Here is a 22,288-nt window from a genome sequence, read left to right as displayed (position 1 = left end):
ATATGAAGCACTTCGTACAAGGATTCTTGTTCACGTTATTGTTTGCATTGGTACTTCTGCCGCAGCATTCACAGGCCCAAAAACTAAAATCCGGACCGCAGGTACTGACCTTCTTTTCGGATGCTGATGATACTGATCAGCCTTATGGACTGTATCTCCCCAAAAATTACGATGAAAATAAAAAGTACCCTCTGGTTATCATGTTGCATGGAGCAGGCTCCAATCACCGGCTTGATCTGCGACGTGTGTTTGGTAAAAGTAACCAGAATGAAGAGACGGACGTAGAAGCTACCAGGTACTTTCCGGCCTGGGATGATGTGGACTTTATCGTAGCCGCACCGCTTGCGCGCGGTACGATCGGGTACCAGGGCATTCCGGAACAGGACGTGTATGATGTACTCGACGATGTACAAAAACGCTTTCAGATTGATGAAAACAGGATTTATCTCACAGGATTGTCGATGGGAGGAGGAGGTACCCTGTGGATTGGACTTACCCGCCCGGATATCTGGGCAGCCATCGCGCCGGTATGTCCGGCACCACCAGAAGGTACCTTTGATCTTGCTTCCAATGCATTGAATTTTCCAATCCACTTTTTTCATGGCGATGCCGACCCGGTTGTACCTGTTGCAGGTACGCGCAAGTGGGTGGAGCATTTGCAGCAGATCGGTGCTGAGGTAAGTTATAAGGAGTTTGTGGATGTGAAGCACGATAGCTGGGTAAGTGCCTACGATAATGAATTTATCTTTGAGTGGTTCAGCCATGCCGTGCGTGATCCGCATCCTGATCGCGTATTTTTTTCCGCTAAGCAGTACAAGTATAATAAGGCATACTGGGTAACGTTTGATAAAATCGTACAGGGTGCAGTAGCCAAAATCGAGGCAAGGATCACATCCGGCAACATAATTACGATTACTTCTGAAAACCTGAATGCATTCACATTAAACCTGAAAGGACATCCGAAATTTAAGGCAGGATCAACACTTACATTGAAAGTAGACGGAGCGACACTGACTGCCAAAACGGACAGTACGGTTTCATTCAATAAGGCCGGCAGCGCCTGGCGAGTTGGTAAAGTATCTGCTACGGAAGAATTGGTGAAGAAAAAGGGAGCCGAGGGACCTATATTCGATGCATTCTCATCCAGGCACATTTATGTATATGGGACGGCAGGCAATCCCTCGCCCGAAGAATTAAAGAAGCGCATGACAACGGCCAGCCAGGCTGCTGACTGGGCTTATTACAGGGGTACGTTTCCGGGCAGGGTCATGTTTTTTCCAAGGGTAGTCGCAGACAAAGATGTACGGCCCAGCGATCTGGAAAGCTGTAATCTCATATTGTTTGGTACCAAAGAAGATAACCTGCTGATCAACAAATATGCCGCTCAGCTGCCTATGCATCTGAATGCCGGTGCCGGTGATTACGGGCTTTTCTATGTGTTTCCGGTGGGTACGCATTATGTGGCGATTAATTCGGGCCTACCCTGGTGGAGTGGGGATCAAAGCCATGATTATCCGTTTATGCCGGTCAACCATCGCAAACTAGCGGGGTATAAAGATTATATTCTTTTCAAGGACAATGCCTCCAATGTAGTAGCCGACGGCTATTTTACGGAACAATGGAAAGTAACTCCCGAGGCTCAGCAGAAGCTATCAGGTGCCGTTAATTTTAACAAGTAGCATTTACCATCTAATTACTGAATTATAAAGATGAAAAGCAGCGTAAAGATTTCCCGGAAATCATTCATCAAAGCCAGCGCCTTTGCCCTCATGGCGCCAGCAGTGTCCCGGTTGGATTGGGATGTAAAAGCTTCCTCAAAGGTAGGTTTGCAGTTATATACCCTTCGTGATCAACTTTCGAAAGATCTGGAAGGTACCCTCAAAAAAGTGGCTGAGATCGGCTATAAAGAAGTGGAGCTTTTTGGCTATACAGACGGCAAGTTTTTCGGAAAAACACCGAAGGAGTTTAAAGCTTTGCTGAAAGGCTTGGGCCTTGATCCTGTAAGCGGGCATTATGGAGCTGGTGTGGAGCGTAAAGATGTAAAAGGTACACTCAGCAATGACTGGCAGCGCGCAGTGGACGACGCGGCAGAAATTGGTCAGAAATATGTCAACTGTGCCTATCTCACAGATACCGAACGTAAGTCCATCGATGACTACAAGAAATACGTAGATCTTTTTAACAAATCGGGAGAAGTAGCTAAGAAAGCAGGACTACAATTTGGCTACCACAACCATGACTTTGAATTTAAAAAACTGGACGGTCAAATTCCTTATGACATCATCGCAGGGCAAACAGACCCTAACCTGGTAAAGTTGGAGCTTGACCTGTACTGGGCTGTCCGTGCCGGCCTTGATCCGGTTGAATTGTTCAAAAAATATCCCGGACGGTTCCCTTTATGGCATGTGAAGGATATGGATAAGGGAGATCAATCCTTTGCTGAAGTAGGTACGGGCTCCATTAACTTTGGAAAAATATTTGCTGCCCGGAAAACAGCAGGATTGACGCACTTTTTCGTAGAGCAGGACGTCGCGAAACGTCCGCCGCTGGAAGCGATTGAAATCAGCTATAAGAATATCGCCAAGATGAAGGTATAGCATAAAAAAAGACCCGGCGCATAGCAGCCGGGTCTTTCCAAATTATGCAGATAAAAATATCAGTTTGTTAACTGTAATTTAAGTTCGTTCAATCTGCTGCGGAGCGATGCGTCAATCTGACGGTCATCTATGCGCAGCAAAAAGCCGCCGATCAGGCTTGGATCTACTTTTTCGGAAAGTTGTACCTGTTTTCCGGTAGATGATAATACAAGGTTGGAAATCCGCTGGCGCAGCTCATCTGTCAATGGAGTAGAGCTTACGACTGTGGCATTTTGAATGCCTTTGTAAAGGTTGTAGCTCTTAATGAACTCCAATGCAATTTCATCCAGGATCGACTCCCTGTTTTTACGCGTAATAATGGTAAAGATCGCGTAAGTGATGGGATTGACGCGTGCTTCAAAAAGGGATTTGAGTATACCCAGTTTTTTCTCATGACGAACGATTGGGCTTTTCAGCGCAAGCATCAGGCCGCGGTTCTTGTCGGCTGTATCTTTGAACAAAAGCATATCCTGGTACACTGCCTCTAAAGAGTTTTGTTCTTTGGCCAGCTCGATCAACGACTTTGCGTACCTGGAAGCAACTATACTTACTGACATGGAATCTTAAATTGAAAGTGAGTAAAAAGTACAGCCGGCTTAGTTAAGGCGGGCAGTGGAAGCCAGTTCGCCGATAAGTTGCTCCTGTGCTTCCTTGTCTTTCAGTTCACGCTGCAATACTTTTTCAGCGATTTCCAGCGACAGGGTAGCTACTTCCTTACGGATTTTGGCAACTGCAGTCTGCTGCTCGTTACGGATTGTTTCACGGGCTGCATCAATGATTCTTTGTCCCTCGACAGCAGCCTTTTCTTTTGACTCTTCAATGTTGCGGTCGGCTGCCTCTTTGGCATCGCGCAAAATGCGGTCACGTACAGCATTCGCTTCTGCGATCAGTTTTTCATTGTCGGATTTAAGCTGAATCATCTCGGCACGTGTCCTTTCAGCAAGGTCCAGCGCACCCTGAATTTCATTCTCACGGTCTTTCAATCCTTTGATAATCGGCTTCCATGCAAATTTGGCCAGGATGAAAACAACCAGTAAAAAGACCACAATCATCCAGAAAATAAGTCCGGGGTTGGGGGTTAGCAATGACATGTTTTGTAAATGTTTTGAGTTAAACTGTTCGTAGTAACTGTCTCTTTTTTTACTAAAAAGTGTGGAAGCCTAATGCTTCCACGCTCAATTTCTTTACCAGTTTTTACCTAATGTGAAAACAGGCAGGGATCGTCTTCCCGCAGATTTTTTGTTAAAGCTTAAACGAAATAAGCAGACAGATAACCGCTGCAAAAAGCGCTACCGCTTCGATAAGTGCCGCGATGATAAGCATGGCAGTCTGGATAGCACCGGCAGCTTCTGGCTGACGAGCGATACCTTCTACTGCGCTACCACCGATTTTACCAATACCCAGACCAGCGCCGATAGCAGCCAGACCAGCGCCGATAGCAGCACCGAAAACAGCCAGACCTGCACCACTTTGTTCAGCAGCCTGAAGCAAAATTTGAAGCAACATAATTGTGTTAGTTTAAAATATAATTAATAAAAAAGAGATTCAGATCAATGTCCGTGATCAGCGTGGCCATGCTCTTCGATGGCGCTGCCGATGTACATGGACGACAACAGGGTAAAGATAAATGCCTGGATAAACGCTACCATGATCTCGATAAAGTTCAGGAACAGCGCGAAAAGGGAAATAACAGGCGCAATGAAAATGCTTTGAAAGATAAAGATCAGACCGAACAAGCTCAGGAGGATAATGTGGCCTGCGGTAATGTTGGCGAACAACCGGACCATCAGTGAAAACGGCTTCATGAATACACCCACAATCTCAACCGGAATCATGATCAGCAACAGCGGTGCCGGTACGCCCGGAGGGCTCAGCAAGTGCTTGTAGTAGTTACCATTCGCATTCAGGTGAACGATGATAAATGTAAGTATTGCCAGTGTCATCGTCACGGCGATATTACCGGTGAGGTTGGCTGACCCCGGAAGGAGACCCAGGATATTGTTGATCAGAATAAAGAAAAACAATGTCAGCAGGTAGGGAAGGTATTTCTCGTATTTGGGACCTACATTCGGTTTAACCACCTCATCACGAATGAACAGGATGATCACCTCCATGGCAGACTGGAATCCTTTCGGCGCCTTACCCTTGTTGTTTTTATACCAGCTTGCGATGCTTGTAAATACCAGGATCAGGATCAATGCACTCAGCAGCATGGACGCCACATTCTTGGTAATGGAAAAGTCGTAAACTTTACGGCTTTCATCTACCGGCTGAATCACTTCAGAATCACCGTGTACCAAGTGATAACCATTGTATTCGTGGTGTTCGTTGTGGAAATTGGAAGAGGAGAAAACTTCCAGGCCGCGATCTTGTGAGTACAGGATCACAGGAAGCGGGAGGACAGCACCATGTGAAAACTCCCACTCATGGGAATCCGCAATGTGGTGCATGATCATATCACCGATGTTGAACTTCTGCTCGTTCTCTTCAAGATTATGTTCAATTTCTTGCTCCTTCTCATGGACGCTGCTTTCCACTTTCTCAGCTTCGTGCTGGGTTGGTTCAGCGGCCTTCGCGAGCGGGCTGAAAAGGCAGGCTATCGCGATAAATGCAGTAAAAAACAGGCGGAAACGAGTATACATAAAGGCTTGAAATACATTGGCTTTGTCAATCGCGGCGCAAGTTACGATACAAACCATATATTTCAAAGCAGGTATAAAATAAATAGAGTGCAAAAAAGTTGGTAACAAATAAGAATGAATCGGTTAGCCCGCGGTATAAAAAAACGCCGATGAAAATCAGGCTGAGAACAATCCGGCCCGCAATGGTAGCCATGTAAAAAGTCACGAATTTTTCACGCCTGTTGCGCAGGCCAACTTCCATCAGCTGGTGCTGGAAAAAAGAGAGTCCTGCAAAAAATGCGAGTATGTACCAGATATAGGGATGGAGAATGGAATCGGCATGAAAATACCTGGCAAGGAAAAATACAATTCCGAGTAGGAGGGTAGCAATGAAGGTCCGGAGCATGTCTGGTTGTATGTACTTACTTTTTGGTAAAGCTTCTGATCAGCATGTAGAGCGAAGCTGCAATGGAAAGCAGGGAAAGTACGAGCGTCCAAACGGGAATCTTGTTTCCCGAGCGGCCATCGAGCCAGTAGCCTGCATAGGTAAATGCGAGAATTGTTCCCAGCATTTGCATGGCAGCACCGGAGTAACGCATCCATTTCGCTGACTCTCTGGCAGGGAGCCCTGGCTTGTGCGGCATTTTTCTATCATCTGGTTCCATATCCTGCGCTGTTTTATTCTTGTAAAATTGAGCCAAATTTTACAAATGCGCTATATTCGATACGTTAATGTAAAATTAGCCGTTTTATTTTTGCTTGTTTTGATCTCAGACAGGGCCCTAACACATTATTCGTGAACCGTATATTCTACATCTTTTCGCGCTGCACAGCCTCTCTGATGATTGCCGGCGTTTTGCTTTCGGCCTGCTCCCAATATAGTACGAGGCCCGGAGCGATCAGCTTTCACAACCTTTCTGCACGTTATAATGCCTATTTTATGGCGCAGCAGGACCTGCTGAATGCCGAGTATGATGTTCAGAAGGCCTATAAGGAAAACTACAACCAGCTTTTGCCCCTATTACTTCCGATGGATTCCGTGCTTTTCAGGCCGGTGAAGGCGAAGCTGGAAGATGCCGTGCGCAAAGCATCCATCGTGGCGGAAAAGCACCAGAACAGTAAATGGCTCGACAACAGTTACCTGATACTCGGGAAAGCGCGCCTTTATATGGGACAGTGGGCCGATGGTCTGGAAGCGCTTCGTTATATATATGCCAATGGCAAAGACGAAGGAGATAAGAATGATGCATTGATCCTGCTGATGCGTGCTTACATAACCAGAAAGGACTATTCGAATGCATTGGGCGTGGCGGAATACCTGAGCCAGCAGCCGCTTGACAAATCATCCACCAGGGACTTTTACCTGACAAAAGCTTACCTCCACCAGCAAAGCGGGGAATACCTGACTTCGGTTGCGATCCTGGAAGAGACGTTCCCGTTACTTGGAAAATCGCCTGAGACTGCACGTATCCATTTTGCAGCGGCACAAATGTATGATCAGCTCGGTCAGTATGCATTGGCGAACAGGCATTATAAAGCAGTAAGTAAAAATCGCGCAGGCTACGACCTGAATTTTTACGCCTCCATGAATTCCCTGCAGAACCAGGTGGTACTCAGTCCTGAAAAAGACCTGAATGAGGTGGGTTTCAGTAAAATGCTGAATGATCGTAAAAATGATGATCTGAAAGACAAAATTTACTTCACGATGGGTTTGCTTGCTGAGCACCGGAAGCAAATCCCGGAAGCACTCGGCTATCTTCAGAAGTCTGCGGCAGCCTCCAAGGGAACCAATCCGCAACAAAAAGCATACACCTACCTGCAACTTGCCAGGATCAACTACGAGCGTCTTGAGAAATTCAATGCAGCCAAATCCTATTATGACAGCGCACTTGCCTTAATGCCCGAAACCGCACCGGAGTACCGGCTGGTAGCCGACCGCAAGATGGCCCTGGATGAATTTGTTTCAAAATACGAAGTTGTGGCAAGGGAAGATAGCCTTCAAAAGCTTGCAGGAATGAATCCCGCCGCATTGGACAACTACATTGATACCTACATGGAAGCGCAGGAAAAAGCGCGGCAGGAAGAGGAAGAAAAAGCCAGGAAGGAAGCCGAGGCGGCTCAGGCCCTGAATCCGCAGAGTAATCCCAGCCCGCTTTTAGGCCCAAATGAACGAAGGTGGGAGCTGTATGATCCTGCACTCGTAAATCAGGGTAAAATTGACTTCAAGAGAATCTGGGGAAACCGGGCACTCGAAGATGACTGGCGGCGAAGCAAGCGCCAGATGCGCGCGCTGGCCAGCGGTAATCCGGCTGCTGCGGCAGACTCTCTGACCATGGAGCAGGAAGAACCGGAGAACAAAAGTCTTGTAAAAGGTACGCCTGCCTGGCAGGAAATGCATGACCGTCTCAAACAGGATATTCCGCTTACGGCTGAAACCATGGCCGAGTCACAGGGCCGGAAAGAAAATGCATTGTACCAGCTAGGAAAAATTTACCGGTTTGACTTGCAGGAACCACAAAGGTCCATCGCAAGCTTCGAGCGTTTGTTAGCCGATTATCCGGGTACTACGTATAAGGAGGAGCTTTATTACCTGCTGTACCTGACCTACCCGGACAATGATGCCGCCAAAAACACGTACAAGGATAGACTATTGAAAGAGTATCCAAATTCTACTTACGCGCGGCTTGTGACGAAGCCCGGGAGCGCCGGTCCCGAGGGAGCCAGCAGTCAGTTGAAAGAGTACGAAGCCGCATACAGTCTGTATTCGCAGGGTAATTATACCAAGGCGCTTGAAGATATTGAAGCCAATCTGCCTGCCTATAAAGGTGGTCCGCTGGAAGACAAGTTTGCCCTGCTGCGCGTTTTTCTGATAGGAAAAGTGAGAGGTAAAGATGCTTATTCACAAGCTATTGCCGAGTTCATCAGCCTTTATCCGGATAGTATTTACCTGCCCCGTCTCAAAGAAATGCAGGAGCTTAATTCACTTTCGATGGGGAAAAGATAACTTCCCGAAATAGTATCTTTGTCCTTTGTACCTCAAATAACCCTACCATTTATGATTGAATTGCAGCCTGGAAGGTATCGTCGCAACATTATCCGCCTATGGCAAATTGTTACGTTCGGTCTGGGTCTTTTGATTCTTTACATCGTTGCCGTCAGATTTAATTTTTTGTGGCTTTTTGGTGGCATGCCCGACCTAAAAACGCTGGAAAATCCCAAAAGTGAACTGGCATCCGAGCTGATCAGTGAAGATGGCAAGTCGCTCGGAAAGTACTTTTTTGAAAACCGCACCCAGATTGATATTGCGCAGATTTCGCCCAACCTGATTGATGCGCTTGTAGCTACCGAGGATGCCCGGTTTGTAAATCACTCGGGCATTGACCCGCGAAGTCTGCTGCGGGTTTTCAAGGGGGTTGTAAGTGGAAATTCAAGTTCCGGCGGAGGTAGCACGCTTACCCAGCAGGTCGCCAAAAACCTGTTCAATACGCGATCCGAGGAGTTTGAAGGTATATTCGGGAAAATTCCGGTTGTCCGGATTGTCATTGCCAAGACCAAAGAATGGATATTGGCGGTAATCCTGGAAAGGAAATATACCAAGCAGGAAATTATGCAGATGTACCTGAACACGGTGTCATTTGGTAACAATACCTATGGTATCAAGGTCGCTGCCAAGACGTACTTCGACAAGGAAGCCTGGGACCTGAATGTGACCGAGGCGGCGTTGCTTGTAGGAATGCTGCAGAATCCCACGCTCTTCAATCCGCTTCGCTTTCCGACCAATGCATTGAACCGCAGGAATACAGTACTTGCCCAGATGGCCAAATACGAATACCTGCCACGTGAAGATTTTGATAAGCTGAAAGAAAAACCGCTGGGACTTGAATTTACGGTAGATAGTCACAATACGGGACTGGCCCCTTACTTCCGTGAATCAATGCGGGGATATCTGAAAAGCTGGGTCAAAATCTACAATGAAGAGCACGGAACCAGCTATGATCTGTATACCAGTGGTCTGCGTATTTACACGACCATTGATTCACGCATGCAGCGTTACCAGGAAGATGCATTGACGCAGCACATGAAACAGCAGCAGAAGTTGTTTGATGACCACTGGAAGGGCCGTAACCCGTGGACCTACGATACAGGTAAGGAAATTCCCGGCTTCATCAATGCAGCCGCCCGGAAATCCCCTCATTACCTGGCGTTGAAACGTGACCTGGGCGAGGAGGAAGCCTGGAAAATTATGAAGAAGCCCTACAAAATGAAGGTTTTTTCATGGAATGGGGAGAAAGAGGTGACCATGAGTCCGATTGATTCCATTGCCTACTACAAGCGCTTTCTGCGGGCTGGTATCATGTCCATGGATCCGCGCAATGGGCATGTGAAAGCGTGGGTAGGAGGTATTAATTTTAAATATTTCAAATACGACCACGTAAAACAGGGAAGACGCCAGCCAGGCTCCACGTTCAAGCCATTTGTGTATGTATCTGCGCTGGACAAAAACTTTCTTACCCCTTGTGACCATGTTGTGGACGAACCTGTTTACTTCTCCCGGGAGGAAGGAGGAGGACCCAATGGCTGGTCGCCGCATAACTCTACAAACAAGTATTCGTATCAGTCACTGTCTCTCCGGCAGGCTTTGGGTAAATCGGTCAATACGGTAAGCGCTTACCTGATGAAGATGGTACGGCCTAAAACTGTGATTGAGTATGCACACAAGCTGGGAATTGACAGCCGTCTTCAGGAAGTTCCGTCTTTGTGTCTTGGGATCAGTGATGTGTCGGTATTTGAGATGGTAGGGGCCTATTGCGCATTTGCAAATGGTGGTCATCGCACTGAACCCATGACCGTGCTCCGCATTGAAGATCGCTATGGTAATGTCCTGCAGGAGTTTTTTCAGAAGCAAAATCAGGAAATCAGCGAGAATATGGCTTACAACATGCTATACCTGATGCGCGGAGCGGTGGAAGATCCGGGTGGTACTGCCGGGAGGCTGCGGCAGTTTGGCGTGACTGAGGGTAATGAAATTGCTGCCAAAACTGGTACTACCTCCAATTACTCTGACGGCTGGTTTATGGGCATGACCCAGCACCTGGTCTCGGGGATCTGGGTTGGGGGAGAAGACAGGAGTATCCACTTCCGGACAATTACTTATGGTCAGGGTGGACGCATTGCAATGCCGGCCTGGGGATTATTTATGCAAAAAGTATATGCTGATCCCAGCCTTGTCCAATATCGCAAAGGTCCGTTTATCAAGCCTGAAAACTATGTGCAGGGTTGTGGAGGCGTGGTTTCTGACAGTACCGACACTTACATTCCTCCGTCCCGCTCTGACGACGAAGGCGTTCTTTTCTGAAAATTGTGAAAATTCTGATTGCTCCTGACAAATTTCGTGGTTCCCTTGAAGCTGACGAAGTTTGTCAGGCAGCAGAAAAGGGTATTCTGCGCGCCTTTCCGCAAGCCGAAGTTACATGCATTCCGCTCGCGGATGGAGGCGAAGGTACTGCCGCTATTTTAACGCACTATGCGGGAGGAGTATCTGTTTCTACGCAGGTAAATGATCCGCTGGGCAGACCGATTGAAGCCTCTTACGGCCTTTCTGCCGATGGTACCACTGCCTTTATTGAAATGGCTGCTGCCTCGGGCCTTGCTTTGTTATCCAAAATGGAGCGGAATCCCGAACGTACCAGCACCTTTGGCAGCGGGCAGCTGATCCGTGATGCATTGGACCGCGGTGCCAGAAAGTTGGTGCTCGGCATAGGAGGGAGCGCCACTACTGACGCAGGCATCGGAATGGCAGCTGCACTCGGATTTTTATTTAAAGATCAAAATGGCCGGCCGGTCAGTCCGGCTGGCCATGCTCTTTCCAGCATTGCATTTATCGACAGCTCACAGGCAGATCCCCGTCTTGCAGAAACTTCCGTCACTGTTGCCTGCGACGTAACCAATCCTCTTTTTGGAAGTACAGGTGCAGCCGTCATTTATGGTCCGCAAAAAGGCGCTGATCCAGCGATGGTGCAACGCCTAGATGCGGGTTTAAAGCACTTTGCAGGCATAGCTGAATCTCATTTCGGTAAAAAAGCGAGCAGCTTGCCTGGTGCAGGCGCAGCTGGCGGGCTGGGTGCGGGCGCAATCTGGTTTCTGAATGCCACCCTGCGCGACGGCGTAAGCATTGTCATGGAGTACTCCCGGATTTTCGAGCTGATCCGGCAGTCCGATCTGGTCATTACCGGCGAAGGAAAAGTGGATAATCAGACTCTGAGCGGAAAAGTAGTAAAGGGCCTCGCCGATGCATGTACCAGCGCGGGTGTGCCGCTGGCTGTTATTTGCGGAACATTGCATATAAAACCCGAAGCTGCCGCTGCTGCGGGCATGACCTTTGTAACATCCGTGCTCGACCGCCCTGTGACGCTTGAACAGGCGCAGCAAAATGCCCCCAGGCTGGTCAGTGACGCAACTTTTCACCTGGCGAGGTTGTTTTTTTACAATAGATAGGGCAAATTTTACAATGCTCAAACGATCAGAGGCCGCAGATGTCCGAGTTTAATTATAAAGAAGAACTTTCAAAAATACCTACCGAGCCAGGGGTTTACCGGTACTTCGATGAGACCGGCGAGGTGATTTATGTCGGTAAAGCAAAAAGCCTGAAAAGCCGGGTTTCCAGCTACTTTCTAAAATCTAACCAGCACGACCGGAAGACCAAGCGGCTCGTAAGCCAGATCCGCCGGATTGAATATACCATTGTTCACAGTGAGTGGGATGCATTGCTGCTAGAAAACCAGCTGATCAAGCAATTGCAGCCTAAGTTTAACATCCTGCTGAAAGATGATAAGACTTACCCGTTTATCTGCGTAACCGACGAGCCTTTTCCAAGAGTATATCCTACACGGAACATGGACCGTACCAAAGGAACTTACTATGGTCCTTTCGCCAATCTGCGGTCTATGCATACGCTGCTGGATATGTTCAAATCTTTGTATCAGATACGTTCCTGCCAGCTGCCGCTGAACAAGCAGAACATCGGGGCCGGCAAGTGGAAGGTTTGTCTCGAATTTCATATCGGTAACTGCAAAGGACCTTGTGAAGGCTTTCAGGACGAAGCTGATTATAATGCAGAAATTGATCAGGTACAGCATATCCTGAAAGGAAATCTGTCTGCGCCGCAGCAATATTTTAAGGAAAAAATGCTTGCTGCCGCGGAACAAATGGCATTTGAGCATGCGCACGCCTGGAAAACGAAAATTGAGCACCTTTCCAGCTTTCAGAGTAAAGCCACGGTAATCAATCCCAGAATCGGGAATGTAGATGTGCTCACGATTGTGTCCGACGAGGAGGCAGCGTACCTTAATTTTATGAAAATAAAACAAGGGTACATGGTCGCTACCCAGACCCTTGAAGTCAAGAAAAAACTGGAAGAAAGCGATGCCGAAATCCTGGCCATGATGATCGTGGAAATGCGGTCTGTATATGGAACTGAGTCGCGTGAACTGATCTGCAACATCAAGCCCGAGCTGGAAATGCGCCTTGACGTGATTGTTCCGCAGATCGGCGATAAGAAGAAGCTGCTGGATATGTCCATGAAAAATGTGATGTACTTCCGCCGTGAAAAGGCCGAGCGCCGCGAAGTCGAAGCATCTGCGTCGGCATCCAAAAAAGACAGAGTACTCATTCGCCTAAAAGCCGATTTGCAGATCAAAACCCTTCCGCGCCACATTGAATGTTTTGACAACTCCAACATTCAGGGTACGAACCCGGTTGCAGCGATGGTGTGCTTCAAGGAGGGCAAGCCTTCCAAAAAGGATTACAGGCATTTTAACATCAAAACAGTACAGGGACCCAATGACTTTGCGTCTATGAACGAGGTAGTTGGCCGCAGGTACCTGAGGCTGATTGCGGAGGAGCAACCTTTGCCCGACCTGATTGTAATAGATGGCGGTAAGGGACAGCTTGGAGCCGCGTGTGATGCATTGAAAAGTTTGGGTATTTACGGTCAGGTACCAGTGATTGGTATTGCTAAAAGGCTGGAAGAGATCTATTTCCCGGAAGATTCACTGCCTTTATATATTGATAAGAAATCGGAATCACTGAAACTGATCCAGCAGATCAGGGACGAAGCTCACCGGTTTGCGATTACTTTTCACCGGGATAAACGCAGCAAGAGCAGCCTGGTGAGTGAATTGGAAGGTATGAATGGGGTAGGGAAGGTAACTGCCGCCAAGTTGCTCAGACACTTCGGTACGGTACGCGGCATACGTGAAAGTTCCCTGGAAGAACTTGCCGGCCTGATCGGTCTCGACCGGGCCAGAAAGGTGCGGGCGTACTTTGATGCAATGGCTGAGTAAGAGCTATTTTCCAATATTTTGTCCGGCAATGTATCCGGTGGTCCAGGCATTCTGAAAGTTAAAGCCTCCCGTAATGCCATCTACATCCAGGACTTCACCTGCGAAGAACACGCCTGGAACAGTCTTGCTTTGAAGCGTTTCGGGGTCAATATTTTGCAATGCAATGCCGCCGCAGGTCACAAATTCTTCCTTAAAAGTCGTTTTACCACGCACTTCAAACTGACTGTTGATAAGCAGTTCTACTAGTCTGTTCAGCACCTTATTGCCGGCATCACCCCACCGTAAATTGTCAGGTATTTCACATTTTTCGGTAAAAGCTTTCCACAGCCTGGCAGGCAGTCCGAAGCGGGCGTGAGAGCTTATCTGCTGTTTGGGTGTGTTGGTTTTCTCTCCCAGCAGGAAATAACGGATCTGCTGCTCGGTCAGTGCAGGAAGCCAGTTGATCCTGCATGTAAAGTTGTAATCCATATTTGCCAGTTCGCGCGCAGCAAATGCTGAAAGCTTTAAAACAGCCGGTCCGCTGAATCCCCAGTGCGTAACCAGCAGCGGCCCGCGCCACTCATGCTTGCTGGCCGAAATTCTTACGGATGCATCCGGCACCGACACGCCCGCAAGCGGAAGCAGGTAGTTGTCAGGAGTATTAAAAGTAAAAAGCGAAGGCAGCGGACTGATAATTTCATGATCATGGCGGGCCACCCATTCAAAACTTTCAGCTTTGGGATAGCCACCGGTAGCAATCAGAAGCCGGTCAGCAGAAATCACGTCTTCACGGTCTGTATTTAACAAAAACCCCCTGCCATCTTCCCTACGCAAAAAGCTGCGTATGCCCGTGCTTGTCACAATATCGATGTTCAGGTTTTTGGCAGTACGCAACATGCATTCGATGATGGTATGAGAGGAGTCGGTAACAGGAAACATGCGGCCGTCGGGCTCAGTTTTAAGCTTTACACCTTTCCCTTCAAACCACCTGACCGTATCTTCGGCGCTGAATGTGTTCAGCATCCGGCGCAGCAGCTTTTCACCCCTGGGATAGTTTTTTACAAAAAAACGAATGTCGGAAGGCTGGTGCGTTACATTGCATCTTCCTCCACCTGAGATTCTTACCTTATTCAGTACTGTCCTGCTTTTTTCAATGATCATAACCCGTGCTTCCGGGAAAGCCTCGGCTGCCGTAATAGCAGCCATAAATCCCGAAGCGCCTCCCCCAATTACTGCTATCTGCATGACAAGATGTTTTTGTTGTACAAAATTGACGCTAAGATTGATAAATAGCTAGGCAACGGTATATGATTTATCAATTCGTATGGCTGGTGTAAAAAAGTACTGAACCAAAAAGCGAATGCAGCTGCAATGGATTATGCCGCAGCATAAGGTTTCAGCGAATGAAATTCCGCAGCATCCGCAAATTGGCTTTTTGCTTTCCGAAAGAAAAATAAGTACTGCCGCTGGTACATTGCGTAGTATTTTCCAGCCGGATGATAAAGTTTGGAGACGGTAGATTAAAAATTAACTTTGTATATAGCCACACCAAAGTGCATTTGTATGAAATACGAGCTTACCGAAGACCAGATTTCTTCCAAAGTAGGAGAGGACACTGTCATTTTAAACCATAATAAAGGAGCCTATTACGGACTTAACCAGGTGGGTCTCGTTGTCTGGGATACGCTGGAACAGGGGCCGCAGACCGTGGATGAGCTTTGTGACGCGGTGATCAGCGAGTACGAGGTTGACGAGCTTACGTGCCGCAGGGATGTGGATGCATTACTGAAAGATCTGGTGTCGGAAAAGCTTGTCAGGGTAATCAAGGAGTAATGTTCAGGAAGAGCCGGACATATTTTGCCAAATGGGCTGCATTGTCTCAGCTGGAAAGAAAGTTCTTCCTGCGGGCTGCTGTGGTGCTGGTACTGGTAAAATGCGGATTAACGGTACTGCCTTTTTCAACATTCAGAAACATCTTCCACTACCTGAGTCAAGGCCCTAAGTTGCCTGATCTTCCATCAGCAGATATCAATGCTGCGGTTTGGGCGGTGGATACGGCTGCCAACCTGCTGCCATTGAAGCTGCTTTGCCTGCCAAGAGCACTGGCGCTGAAATATATACTTCGCCATGCCCAAGCATTGACACTGGAAATTGGCGTTGAAATTAATCCTAATAAATCATTTGAAGCCCATGCCTGGGTAGAGCGCAACGGTACAATCCTGATCGGCGACTGGTCCGATTCGGTGTGTTATCAGCGCATCTGGGTGTGGAGCTAAGCTTTGAACCTCTATTCATGTATTCTTACCGCGCTTTCGGACTGCATATATTTTCAGAAATCGAGCTGCCGGAGCTGGTACCTGTCAGTTCCGAGGATCCTTACGACCTGCACATTGTGCAAGCTGCATTTCCAGTTCCGGCAGTCAGGCCAACGCATATTTACAGACGTGGGATTTGTGCGGATTTTGCACAAAGTGAGAACAGCCTTTTCCTGCATTGGAAAGGCCTGGCAAGCTACAAAGCGGCAGATGGTAATATGCTTTATGTACAACCGTTTACTAGCGATCCTTCTTTGCTCAGCCTCTTTACGGTAAGTGAAGCATTGGGCCTGATCCTCTTTCAGCGGGGCATGTTTTTATTGCATGCCAGTGCAGTACAGATTGGTAAGGAAAGCTGGTGCTTCATGGGTACGCCTGGTGCCGGCAAATCCACCACAGCAGCAGCGTTTGTCAAGGCCGGGTGTGCATTATTGAGCGATGACCTCACAGCAATAAGCTTTAAGCACGGAGTCCCCTATATCGTACCCGCCTATCCGCAGCTTAAAATCTGGGAAAAAACAGTAGAAGGGCTGGGCTACAATACTGCTCATCTTAGTCCGGTGAGCGAGGGAGTGAACAAGTTTGCCTATCATCCCCAAGCTGGTTTTCCGGAGGAGCCCGTCAGGTTAGGGCGTATTTATTTTTTGCATAAAATCCGCAATCGTAAAAAGGAAGAGGTACTGAGTGCTCCTGCCATTCCTGCCGAGATGCTGAGGAATTTTCCATTACCCGCAGAGCTTCTTGCCGCGCCGGCTTTGAAAAAGCATTTTATAGAAAGTCTGCAATGCGCGAGCCATGCTCAAATTATGAAGAAGCGCCGGCCTGCCGGCTTCGCAGAGCTGGAACTTTGGGTTGCCGAGAATTTGACCAATGAGCCCACCCTAGCTCACCATGCATAGTCCGAAAGTCTCTGCTGAGCTGCAAATGCTTATTGATGCTACGCTGGAAAATGAGCCCGGCGAAAGGTATTCTGATTTGCAGCATATTAACTGGAAGCGCATTGCCAAGCTGGCAAAATGGCACCAGGTACGTCCATCACTTTTCGATTTTATCCCAGCTGAGCGCGTGCCTGAATCAGCAGTTCCTTTTTATCAATCACTAAAAGAGTTCGCGCTGGGACAAGCGGTGGCCAATATGGCTTTTCTCGGACTTTCGGTGAAGTTGTACGATGCATTACAGGAAAATGGCGTACCTGTATTCCCGATGAAAGGTGCCTTATGGTCGTGGATGCTGTACAAAAAACCAACGAACCGGGAATTTGGCGACATCGATTTCTTCATTGAGCGCAGCAGCGTACGCAAAAGTTTGGATATTCTCGCGCAGTACGATTTCTATCCCGATAAGTACAGGGCATACCTGTTAGACCAGCATGAAAAAGATTATCTGAACACCGACTATCAGCTTCCGCTGGTACCGGCCGACGAGCATACCCTTCAATCCCTGGAAGTACAATGGAGTATCAGCTACCCTCGGTATTGCTACAACCTTTTTTGGGCCGATCTGGCTGGAAATATGATTAGTTTTAAAATGATGCAGCGCACGGTGAATGTTCCAAACATGGAAAATCAGCTGCTCATGATGGTTGTTCACCATGGTGGGGTAGAGCAGTGGGATAAATTAAAGTACCTGGGCGACTTCGTGAGGCTGTTGAGAAAGTTTGCTCCCCAGCTTGACTGGGCTTTCATCGAGGCTGCCGCCAGGTCAGGATCCTTTTACGGACTACTGGTACAGTCACTGGAGCTGGTTAAAGTCGTATCCGGTGAAAATTATGTCTCATACCTTGGTCCGTCCGCTGACCAGCTCAGGAGCGCAGCATTCATCACTTCAACGGTTGGACATTGGGAAAATGCCCGACCTGCCCCGCAAACGAAAACCTGGCAAATTTTTTCTTTTAACTTCAAATACCGTGATGGATGGGAATGCAGGCTAAGTCTGGTCAAAGCCCACATTTCCTATTTCCTGCATTGGCGCCTACTTGTCGCCAAATGGAAGTGGTATCGAAAAAATTGCTTCTAAATAAGTCGAAGGCTGATGGTTCCGGAAATATGATGACCATGCGCCAGTATGTTCAATCCTTCTCCTGTATTAAAGGAATCCACATTGGCAGTAAGCGGCTCAATGGCAACACAGTCCCGGGCAGGCGGCGTGTACACGACGAGGTAATTGAACTTTCCTTCTCCTGTTTCCTGATCTATTTTTAATGTTACATTCTGGTTTGCGGAAATTAGCTCGGTGGATACTCCTGAACCAGATGTTTTTACGACAAAGCAGTTATCGAAGTCGCGGCGGTGCAGCAGAACCGGCATTTCTGTGGTAAATTGATCTTTTCCGACAGGTATCAGGTTTTCGTTAAAACGTACAACCGTATCCGAAGGAATGTTGATTTTCCAGGCATCCACATCCTCATTGCCCAGAAAAAAGTAGGGATGCCATCCAAACATAACTGGTGCCGGATCTTTACCATTATTGACGGCATCATAGGTTAACTCAAACCGCCCGTCAGCATGCAGCGTGTACTTTACGGAAAATGTGATATCAAACGGGTATCCGGCTGTTTCCTGTACATGATAATGCAGCTGGATCGATGCGTGATCAGCTTCAATCACCTGATCACCCAACTCAAAATGCTTTTTGCGAACAAGACCGTGGATAGCATTCAGGTTACCATCTTCATTTTTTTCCAGCTGGTACTCCTTGCCCAGAAACTTGTACTTCCCGTCAGGTATGCGGCTTGCAAAAGGGAACAGGAGCTCGCTGTGACTCTTCGTGTCTGCCAGTATTGCCTGAGGAGTAGGCGGCGTTTTTAGGATTGAAAAAAGTGTCAGGTTTTTACGCAATGAGAGCTGCCGGATAATCGCGCCATGTTCAGGTACCACCACGAACCGGTTGCCGGTAGCAGCATCCTGTACGACATATTCAGTCAATTCTCCAAAGTGCTGTTCAAATATTTCGAAGGCCATTTCTGCAACATTTAATTTGATTGAAAATTATGTATAAAAAAATAGCCGGACAAGTTCATTGTCCGGCTACTATAACTGTTATTTCAATACTAGTCGTTGGATTCTTCTTTGGCAGCTTCTGCCATTTCTTCTTCCTTGCTTTCCTGAGATTTGTTCTTCTCGCCTTCATGCGTATGCTTCAGAACTTCTTCATGAATAGCAGCCTCCTCATTGGAGCGACGGTTGATATAAGCCTGGTAACTTGTTTCCTTCTCATAAGGCCGTTTTCCGATCAGCTTTTCAAGATCACTCTGGAATAAGATCTCTTTTTCAAGAAGTTCTTTAGCAAGTACTTCCAATGCATCGCGCTTATCAGCAAGCAAACCTTTCACAAACTGGTATGCCTGATCCACCAGCTTTCTTACTTCTTCATCAATAGCCTGAGAGGTATTTTCAGAATAAGGCTTGGTAAAAGCGTAATCAGCTTGTTTCGAATCGTAGAAAGAAATGTTACCAATGCGCTCGTTCATTCCATACATGGTAACCATGCTGTAAGCAACCTTCGTTACACGTTCAAGGTCACTCAATGCGCCGGTGGAAATTTTTCCGAACACTACATCCTCGGCAGCACGTCCGCCCAGCGTCATGCACATTTCATCAAAAAGCTGCTCCGTACGGTACAAATACTGCTCACGCGGAAGGTACTGAGCGTAACCCAAGGCCGCTACACCACGGGGAACAATCGATACCTTAACCAAAGGATCGGCATGTTCCAGGAACCAGCCAGCTACTGCATGACCTGCTTCGTGATACGCTACAATTTCTTTTTCCTCGGGTGAAATCAGCTTGTTCTTTTTCTCAAGACCGCCGATGACACGATCCATTGCATCCTGAAAGTCCTGCATGGTAACTTCATCTCGGTTACGGCGTGCAGCGATCAATGCAGCTTCATTACAAACGTTGGCAATTTCTGCACCGGCAAAGCCCGGAGTCTGAGAAGAAAGCTTTTGAATGTTAACATCAGTTGACAATTTCAAAGGCTTTAAATGCACTTTGAAAATGGCTTCCCGGCCGATTACATCCGGCTTGTCAACAGAAATCTGACGGTCAAAACGTCCGGGACGCAGCAAAGCCGGGTCAAGGACATCAGGACGGTTGGTTGCTGCAACGATAATAATACCGGAGTCAGTAGCAAATCCATCCATTTCAACCAACAGAGAATTCAATGTATTTTCCCGCTCATCATTGGAACCAGGCATTGCGCCACGTCCCCGTGAACGTCCTACCGCATCTATTTCATCAATAAAAATGATACAAGGCGCTTTTTCTTTGGCTTGCTTAAAAAGGTCACGTACCCTCGCAGCACCCACACCCACAAACATTTCCACAAAGTCTGAACCTGAAAGCGAAAAGAAAGGTACACCTGCCTCGCCAGCCACAGCTTTTGCAAGCAAGGTTTTACCAGTTCCCGGAGGTCCTACCAGCAACGCGCCTTTTGGAATCTTTGCACCCAGTTTTTTAAACTTTTCAGGACTTTGCAGGTATTCTACAATTTCCTTGATCTCTTCTTTTGCCTCATCAAGACCCGCTACGTCATTGAACGTGATTTTAACCTTGTTCTCAGCATCAAAAAGTGTAGCGCGCGACCGGCCGATGTTGAAAATCTGACCACCCGGGCCCACACCACCTGACATTCTGCCGAGAATGAAGTACATCACCAGGATCATGACAATAAAGAATCCCCAAGTGCCGAGAAAGCTGGTCCAGTCATTACGGGTATCTACTACAAAAGGTACCTTGTCATCGTCAGGTACCCCTTCCTGCATTTTATCAAAATCCTTTTTGAAGGTTTCCGCGGAGGTTACCTGAAACTGGAAATGAGAAGGTGATTCCCCGCTGAAGTAGCTGTTCTCTTTGCCAACAACCTTGTATTTATCAAGTTTAAGCGCTTCGGGTTTAAGTGTTACTTCTACCGACTTATCATTGACGATGGTCACTCTTTCCACCTCTTTGTCGGCCATCATCTTTTCAAAACGCTTCTGAGTAGTCTCCCTTATGGTTGATGTCCTGTTGAGGTACGTTATTCCGAGTATAGTGGCGATCAAAGCCGCGATAATCCAGCCCTGATATCCCTTTTGAGGACTTTTAGGACTTAAAGGCCCCCTTTTGTTATCGTTTTCAGACATTCTGTGTATTAATTAAGAGGAAATATATAAACAACAACGCGCCGGAAAAGTACTTTGTTCAACTTGTCCGGTTATGATACCATGGAATCTTCCAGGTATGTTACCTCTGCATCTCCCCAAAGTTCTTCAAGATCGTAGTATTTGCGGCGTTCCTTGTTGAAAATGTGAGCGACTACATCGACATAGTCTATCAAAACCCATTCCCCGTTTGCTTTCCCTTCTTTCTGCCAGGGTTCCGTATTGGAGGATTTGTAAACTTCTTCTTCGACCGAGTTGGCCAAAGCATCTATCTGGGTGTCGGAGTTACCCGAGCAAATTACAAAAAAATCAGTGATTGAATTCTTTACGTTTCTGAGGTCAAGTATTGCTATGTCCAGGCCCTTCTTTTCTATCATCCCTTTGGCTACAAGCTCTGAGAGGTCTTTTGAGGATAGTTCTTTATTTTTGCGTTCTTTCATTCGTTATCTTTTCCATTTCTAAACCCTAAAGTAAAGCAAAAAAATTGTACAACTCTATACAGGATACTGTAATAATCGGCAAAAAAGTTATATATCTGCCATCTTGTCACTCTACAAACGACATAGCGGCTGAAATAGTGCAGGCGGGCCTATTTGCAGAGGGAACCGTCATCATAACCGATCAGCAACTGGTTGGAAGAGGGCAGCGCGGAACGTCCTGGAACACCAATCCGGGTGAAAACCTGACATTTTCGGTGATATTTTCGCCTGACTTTTTGCCGGTTTCAGAGCAGTTCCTTTTGAGCCAGGCGATTGCAGTTGCGGTATGTAGTTACTGCAAAAACTACTGCGCTGATGCCTCGGTCAAATGGCCGAATGACATTCTGATCGGTCAGGGCAAGGTCGCAGGTATCTTGATTGAAAATTCCATTCAGGGAAGCCGGATTCATCATGCCATAGCAGGTATAGGGTTAAATATTAATCAGGCAGCATTTTCTGCAGGCAAGGCAACTTCCCTTTTTCTTGAAACTGGAAGCGTACTGAATCTTCAGGAAGAATTTGTTAAAGTCTGCCGGCACCTGGACCAGTGTTACCTGGCGCTCAAAAACCCTCAAACAGTGGGCACGATCCGGGAACAATACATAGCCAGCCTTTTTGGCTTTGGTGCAAAAAGGCGGTTTTTACTTGAAGGAGAGATGAGGGAAGGGGAAGTTACAGGCGTAACTTCCCAAGGGAAAATGCTTGTCAGATTTACTGACGAATTACAAGACCGGGCATTCGGACTGAAAGAGATTGAATGGGTCTGGGACTGA

Annotated in this window: 21 protein-coding genes; 11 read left to right on the top strand and 10 right to left on the bottom strand. The window is 47.4% G+C overall.

Going from position 1 to position 22,288, the window contains the following annotated elements; all coding sequences use genetic code 11:
* Positions 1–2 precede the first annotated feature (2 nt).
* Both HWI92_RS12920 and HWI92_RS12915 read left to right on the top strand, forming a co-directional pair.
* Positions 3–1,679 (top strand): carboxylesterase family protein, encoded by a 1,677-nt coding sequence (locus HWI92_RS12920; RefSeq protein ID WP_204655694.1) that lies wholly within the window; start codon positions 3–5, stop codon positions 1,677–1,679.
* A gap of 30 nt (positions 1,680–1,709) precedes the next feature.
* On the top strand, positions 1,710–2,597 hold the full coding sequence (locus HWI92_RS12915) for a sugar phosphate isomerase/epimerase family protein (protein WP_204655693.1): 888 nt from the start codon (positions 1,710–1,712) through the stop codon (positions 2,595–2,597).
* A gap of 59 nt (positions 2,598–2,656) precedes the next feature.
* Here the strand turns inward: HWI92_RS12915 and atpH are convergent, their stop codons facing one another.
* The 6 genes from atpH to HWI92_RS12885 form a co-directional block, all read right to left on the bottom strand.
* Positions 2,657–3,193 (bottom strand): ATP synthase F1 subunit delta, encoded by a 537-nt coding sequence (gene atpH / locus HWI92_RS12910; protein ID WP_204655692.1) that lies wholly within the window; start codon positions 3,191–3,193, stop codon positions 2,657–2,659.
* Between the two features lie 39 nt (positions 3,194–3,232).
* Positions 3,233–3,727: a F0F1 ATP synthase subunit B gene (atpF, locus tag HWI92_RS12905; RefSeq protein ID WP_229247912.1), complete on the bottom strand. Its 495-nt coding sequence runs from the start codon at positions 3,725–3,727 to the stop codon at positions 3,233–3,235.
* A gap of 151 nt (positions 3,728–3,878) precedes the next feature.
* A complete protein-coding gene (gene atpE, locus HWI92_RS12900) occupies positions 3,879–4,142 on the bottom strand; it encodes an ATP synthase F0 subunit C (protein WP_031525687.1) in 264 nt (87 codons plus the stop codon).
* Positions 4,143–4,186: 44 nt separating this feature from the next.
* Complete coding sequence (atpB, locus tag HWI92_RS12895) at positions 4,187–5,278, bottom strand: F0F1 ATP synthase subunit A (RefSeq protein WP_204655690.1); 1,092 nt, start codon at positions 5,276–5,278, stop codon at positions 4,187–4,189.
* A gap of 25 nt (positions 5,279–5,303) precedes the next feature.
* Positions 5,304–5,663: a hypothetical protein gene (locus tag HWI92_RS12890; protein WP_204655688.1), complete on the bottom strand. Its 360-nt coding sequence runs from the start codon at positions 5,661–5,663 to the stop codon at positions 5,304–5,306.
* 16 nt (positions 5,664–5,679) lie between these two features.
* Positions 5,680–5,922, bottom strand: coding sequence for an AtpZ/AtpI family protein (locus tag HWI92_RS12885; RefSeq protein WP_229247910.1), 243 nt, complete (start codon positions 5,920–5,922; stop codon positions 5,680–5,682).
* 131 nt (positions 5,923–6,053) lie between these two features.
* Between HWI92_RS12885 and porW the strand changes: the two genes are divergently transcribed.
* From porW to uvrC, 4 genes are read left to right on the top strand one after another with little or no spacing between them, the layout of a single operon-like run.
* On the top strand, positions 6,054–8,261 hold the full coding sequence (gene porW, locus HWI92_RS12880; RefSeq protein ID WP_229247908.1) for a type IX secretion system periplasmic lipoprotein PorW/SprE: 2,208 nt from the start codon (positions 6,054–6,056) through the stop codon (positions 8,259–8,261).
* Between the two features lie 51 nt (positions 8,262–8,312).
* Positions 8,313–10,613: a penicillin-binding protein 1A gene (locus tag HWI92_RS12875; protein ID WP_204655687.1), complete on the top strand. Its 2,301-nt coding sequence runs from the start codon at positions 8,313–8,315 to the stop codon at positions 10,611–10,613.
* A gap of 5 nt (positions 10,614–10,618) precedes the next feature.
* Positions 10,619–11,752, top strand: coding sequence for a glycerate kinase (locus HWI92_RS12870; RefSeq protein WP_204655680.1), 1,134 nt, complete (start codon positions 10,619–10,621; stop codon positions 11,750–11,752).
* 38 nt (positions 11,753–11,790) lie between these two features.
* A complete protein-coding gene (uvrC, locus tag HWI92_RS12865; RefSeq protein WP_204655678.1) occupies positions 11,791–13,599 on the top strand; it encodes an excinuclease ABC subunit UvrC in 1,809 nt (602 codons plus the stop codon).
* 3 nt (positions 13,600–13,602) lie between these two features.
* Here uvrC and HWI92_RS12860 read toward each other — a convergent pair whose 3' ends face one another.
* Positions 13,603–14,823 carry a BaiN/RdsA family NAD(P)/FAD-dependent oxidoreductase gene (locus HWI92_RS12860; protein ID WP_204655676.1) on the bottom strand — a complete coding sequence of 407 codons (1,221 nt, stop codon included), beginning with the start codon at positions 14,821–14,823 and terminating at the stop codon, positions 13,603–13,605.
* A 318-nt stretch (positions 14,824–15,141) separates the two neighbouring features.
* Between HWI92_RS12860 and HWI92_RS12855 the strand changes: the two genes are divergently transcribed.
* Genes HWI92_RS12855 through HWI92_RS12840 form a run of 4 tightly spaced genes read left to right on the top strand, consistent with a single transcriptional unit; the run spans position 15,142 to position 17,909 of the window.
* Positions 15,142–15,411 (top strand): PqqD family protein, encoded by a 270-nt coding sequence (locus HWI92_RS12855; protein WP_204655674.1) that lies wholly within the window; start codon positions 15,142–15,144, stop codon positions 15,409–15,411.
* On the top strand, positions 15,411–15,854 hold the full coding sequence (locus tag HWI92_RS12850) for a lasso peptide biosynthesis B2 protein (protein ID WP_204655672.1): 444 nt from the start codon (positions 15,411–15,413) through the stop codon (positions 15,852–15,854). Before HWI92_RS12855 ends, HWI92_RS12850 begins: the two co-directional genes overlap by 1 nt.
* Before the next feature lie 17 nt (positions 15,855–15,871).
* Positions 15,872–16,792 (top strand): phosphoenolpyruvate carboxykinase (ATP), encoded by a 921-nt coding sequence (locus HWI92_RS12845; RefSeq protein WP_204655663.1) that lies wholly within the window; start codon positions 15,872–15,874, stop codon positions 16,790–16,792.
* The gene (locus HWI92_RS12840; RefSeq protein ID WP_229247906.1) at positions 16,785–17,909 is read left to right on the top strand and encodes a nucleotidyltransferase family protein; all 1,125 of its coding nucleotides are present in this window, start codon (positions 16,785–16,787) and stop codon (positions 17,907–17,909) included. Before HWI92_RS12845 ends, HWI92_RS12840 begins: the two co-directional genes overlap by 8 nt.
* On the opposite strand, the gene HWI92_RS12835 is transcribed toward HWI92_RS12840, so the two are convergent.
* The 3 genes from HWI92_RS12835 to rsfS form a co-directional block, all read right to left on the bottom strand.
* Positions 17,906–18,853, bottom strand: a complete 948-nt coding sequence (locus HWI92_RS12835; RefSeq protein WP_204655661.1) for an aldose 1-epimerase — start codon at positions 18,851–18,853, stop codon at positions 17,906–17,908. The genes HWI92_RS12840 and HWI92_RS12835 overlap by 4 nt on opposite strands.
* Positions 18,854–18,942: 89 nt before the next feature.
* The gene (gene ftsH, locus HWI92_RS12830; protein WP_204655659.1) at positions 18,943–21,018 is read right to left on the bottom strand and encodes an ATP-dependent zinc metalloprotease FtsH; all 2,076 of its coding nucleotides are present in this window, start codon (positions 21,016–21,018) and stop codon (positions 18,943–18,945) included.
* Positions 21,019–21,089: 71 nt separating this feature from the next.
* Entirely contained in the window at positions 21,090–21,476 is a 387-nt protein-coding gene (gene rsfS, locus HWI92_RS12825; protein WP_204655657.1) for a ribosome silencing factor, read from the bottom strand.
* Positions 21,477–21,520: 44 nt separating this feature from the next.
* Here rsfS and HWI92_RS12820 point away from each other — a divergent pair, with 44 nt between their 5' ends.
* Positions 21,521–22,288, top strand: coding sequence for a biotin--[acetyl-CoA-carboxylase] ligase (locus HWI92_RS12820; protein WP_204655650.1), 768 nt, complete (start codon positions 21,521–21,523; stop codon positions 22,286–22,288).

Origin of the sequence: Dyadobacter sandarakinus (genome assembly GCF_016894445.1) — a bacterium.
In the GTDB taxonomy this organism is placed as follows: domain Bacteria; phylum Bacteroidota; class Bacteroidia; order Cytophagales; family Spirosomataceae; genus Dyadobacter; species Dyadobacter sandarakinus.
The sequence above is the reverse complement of the archived record's forward strand: the minus strand, read 5'-3'. Positions and strand labels throughout refer to the sequence as shown.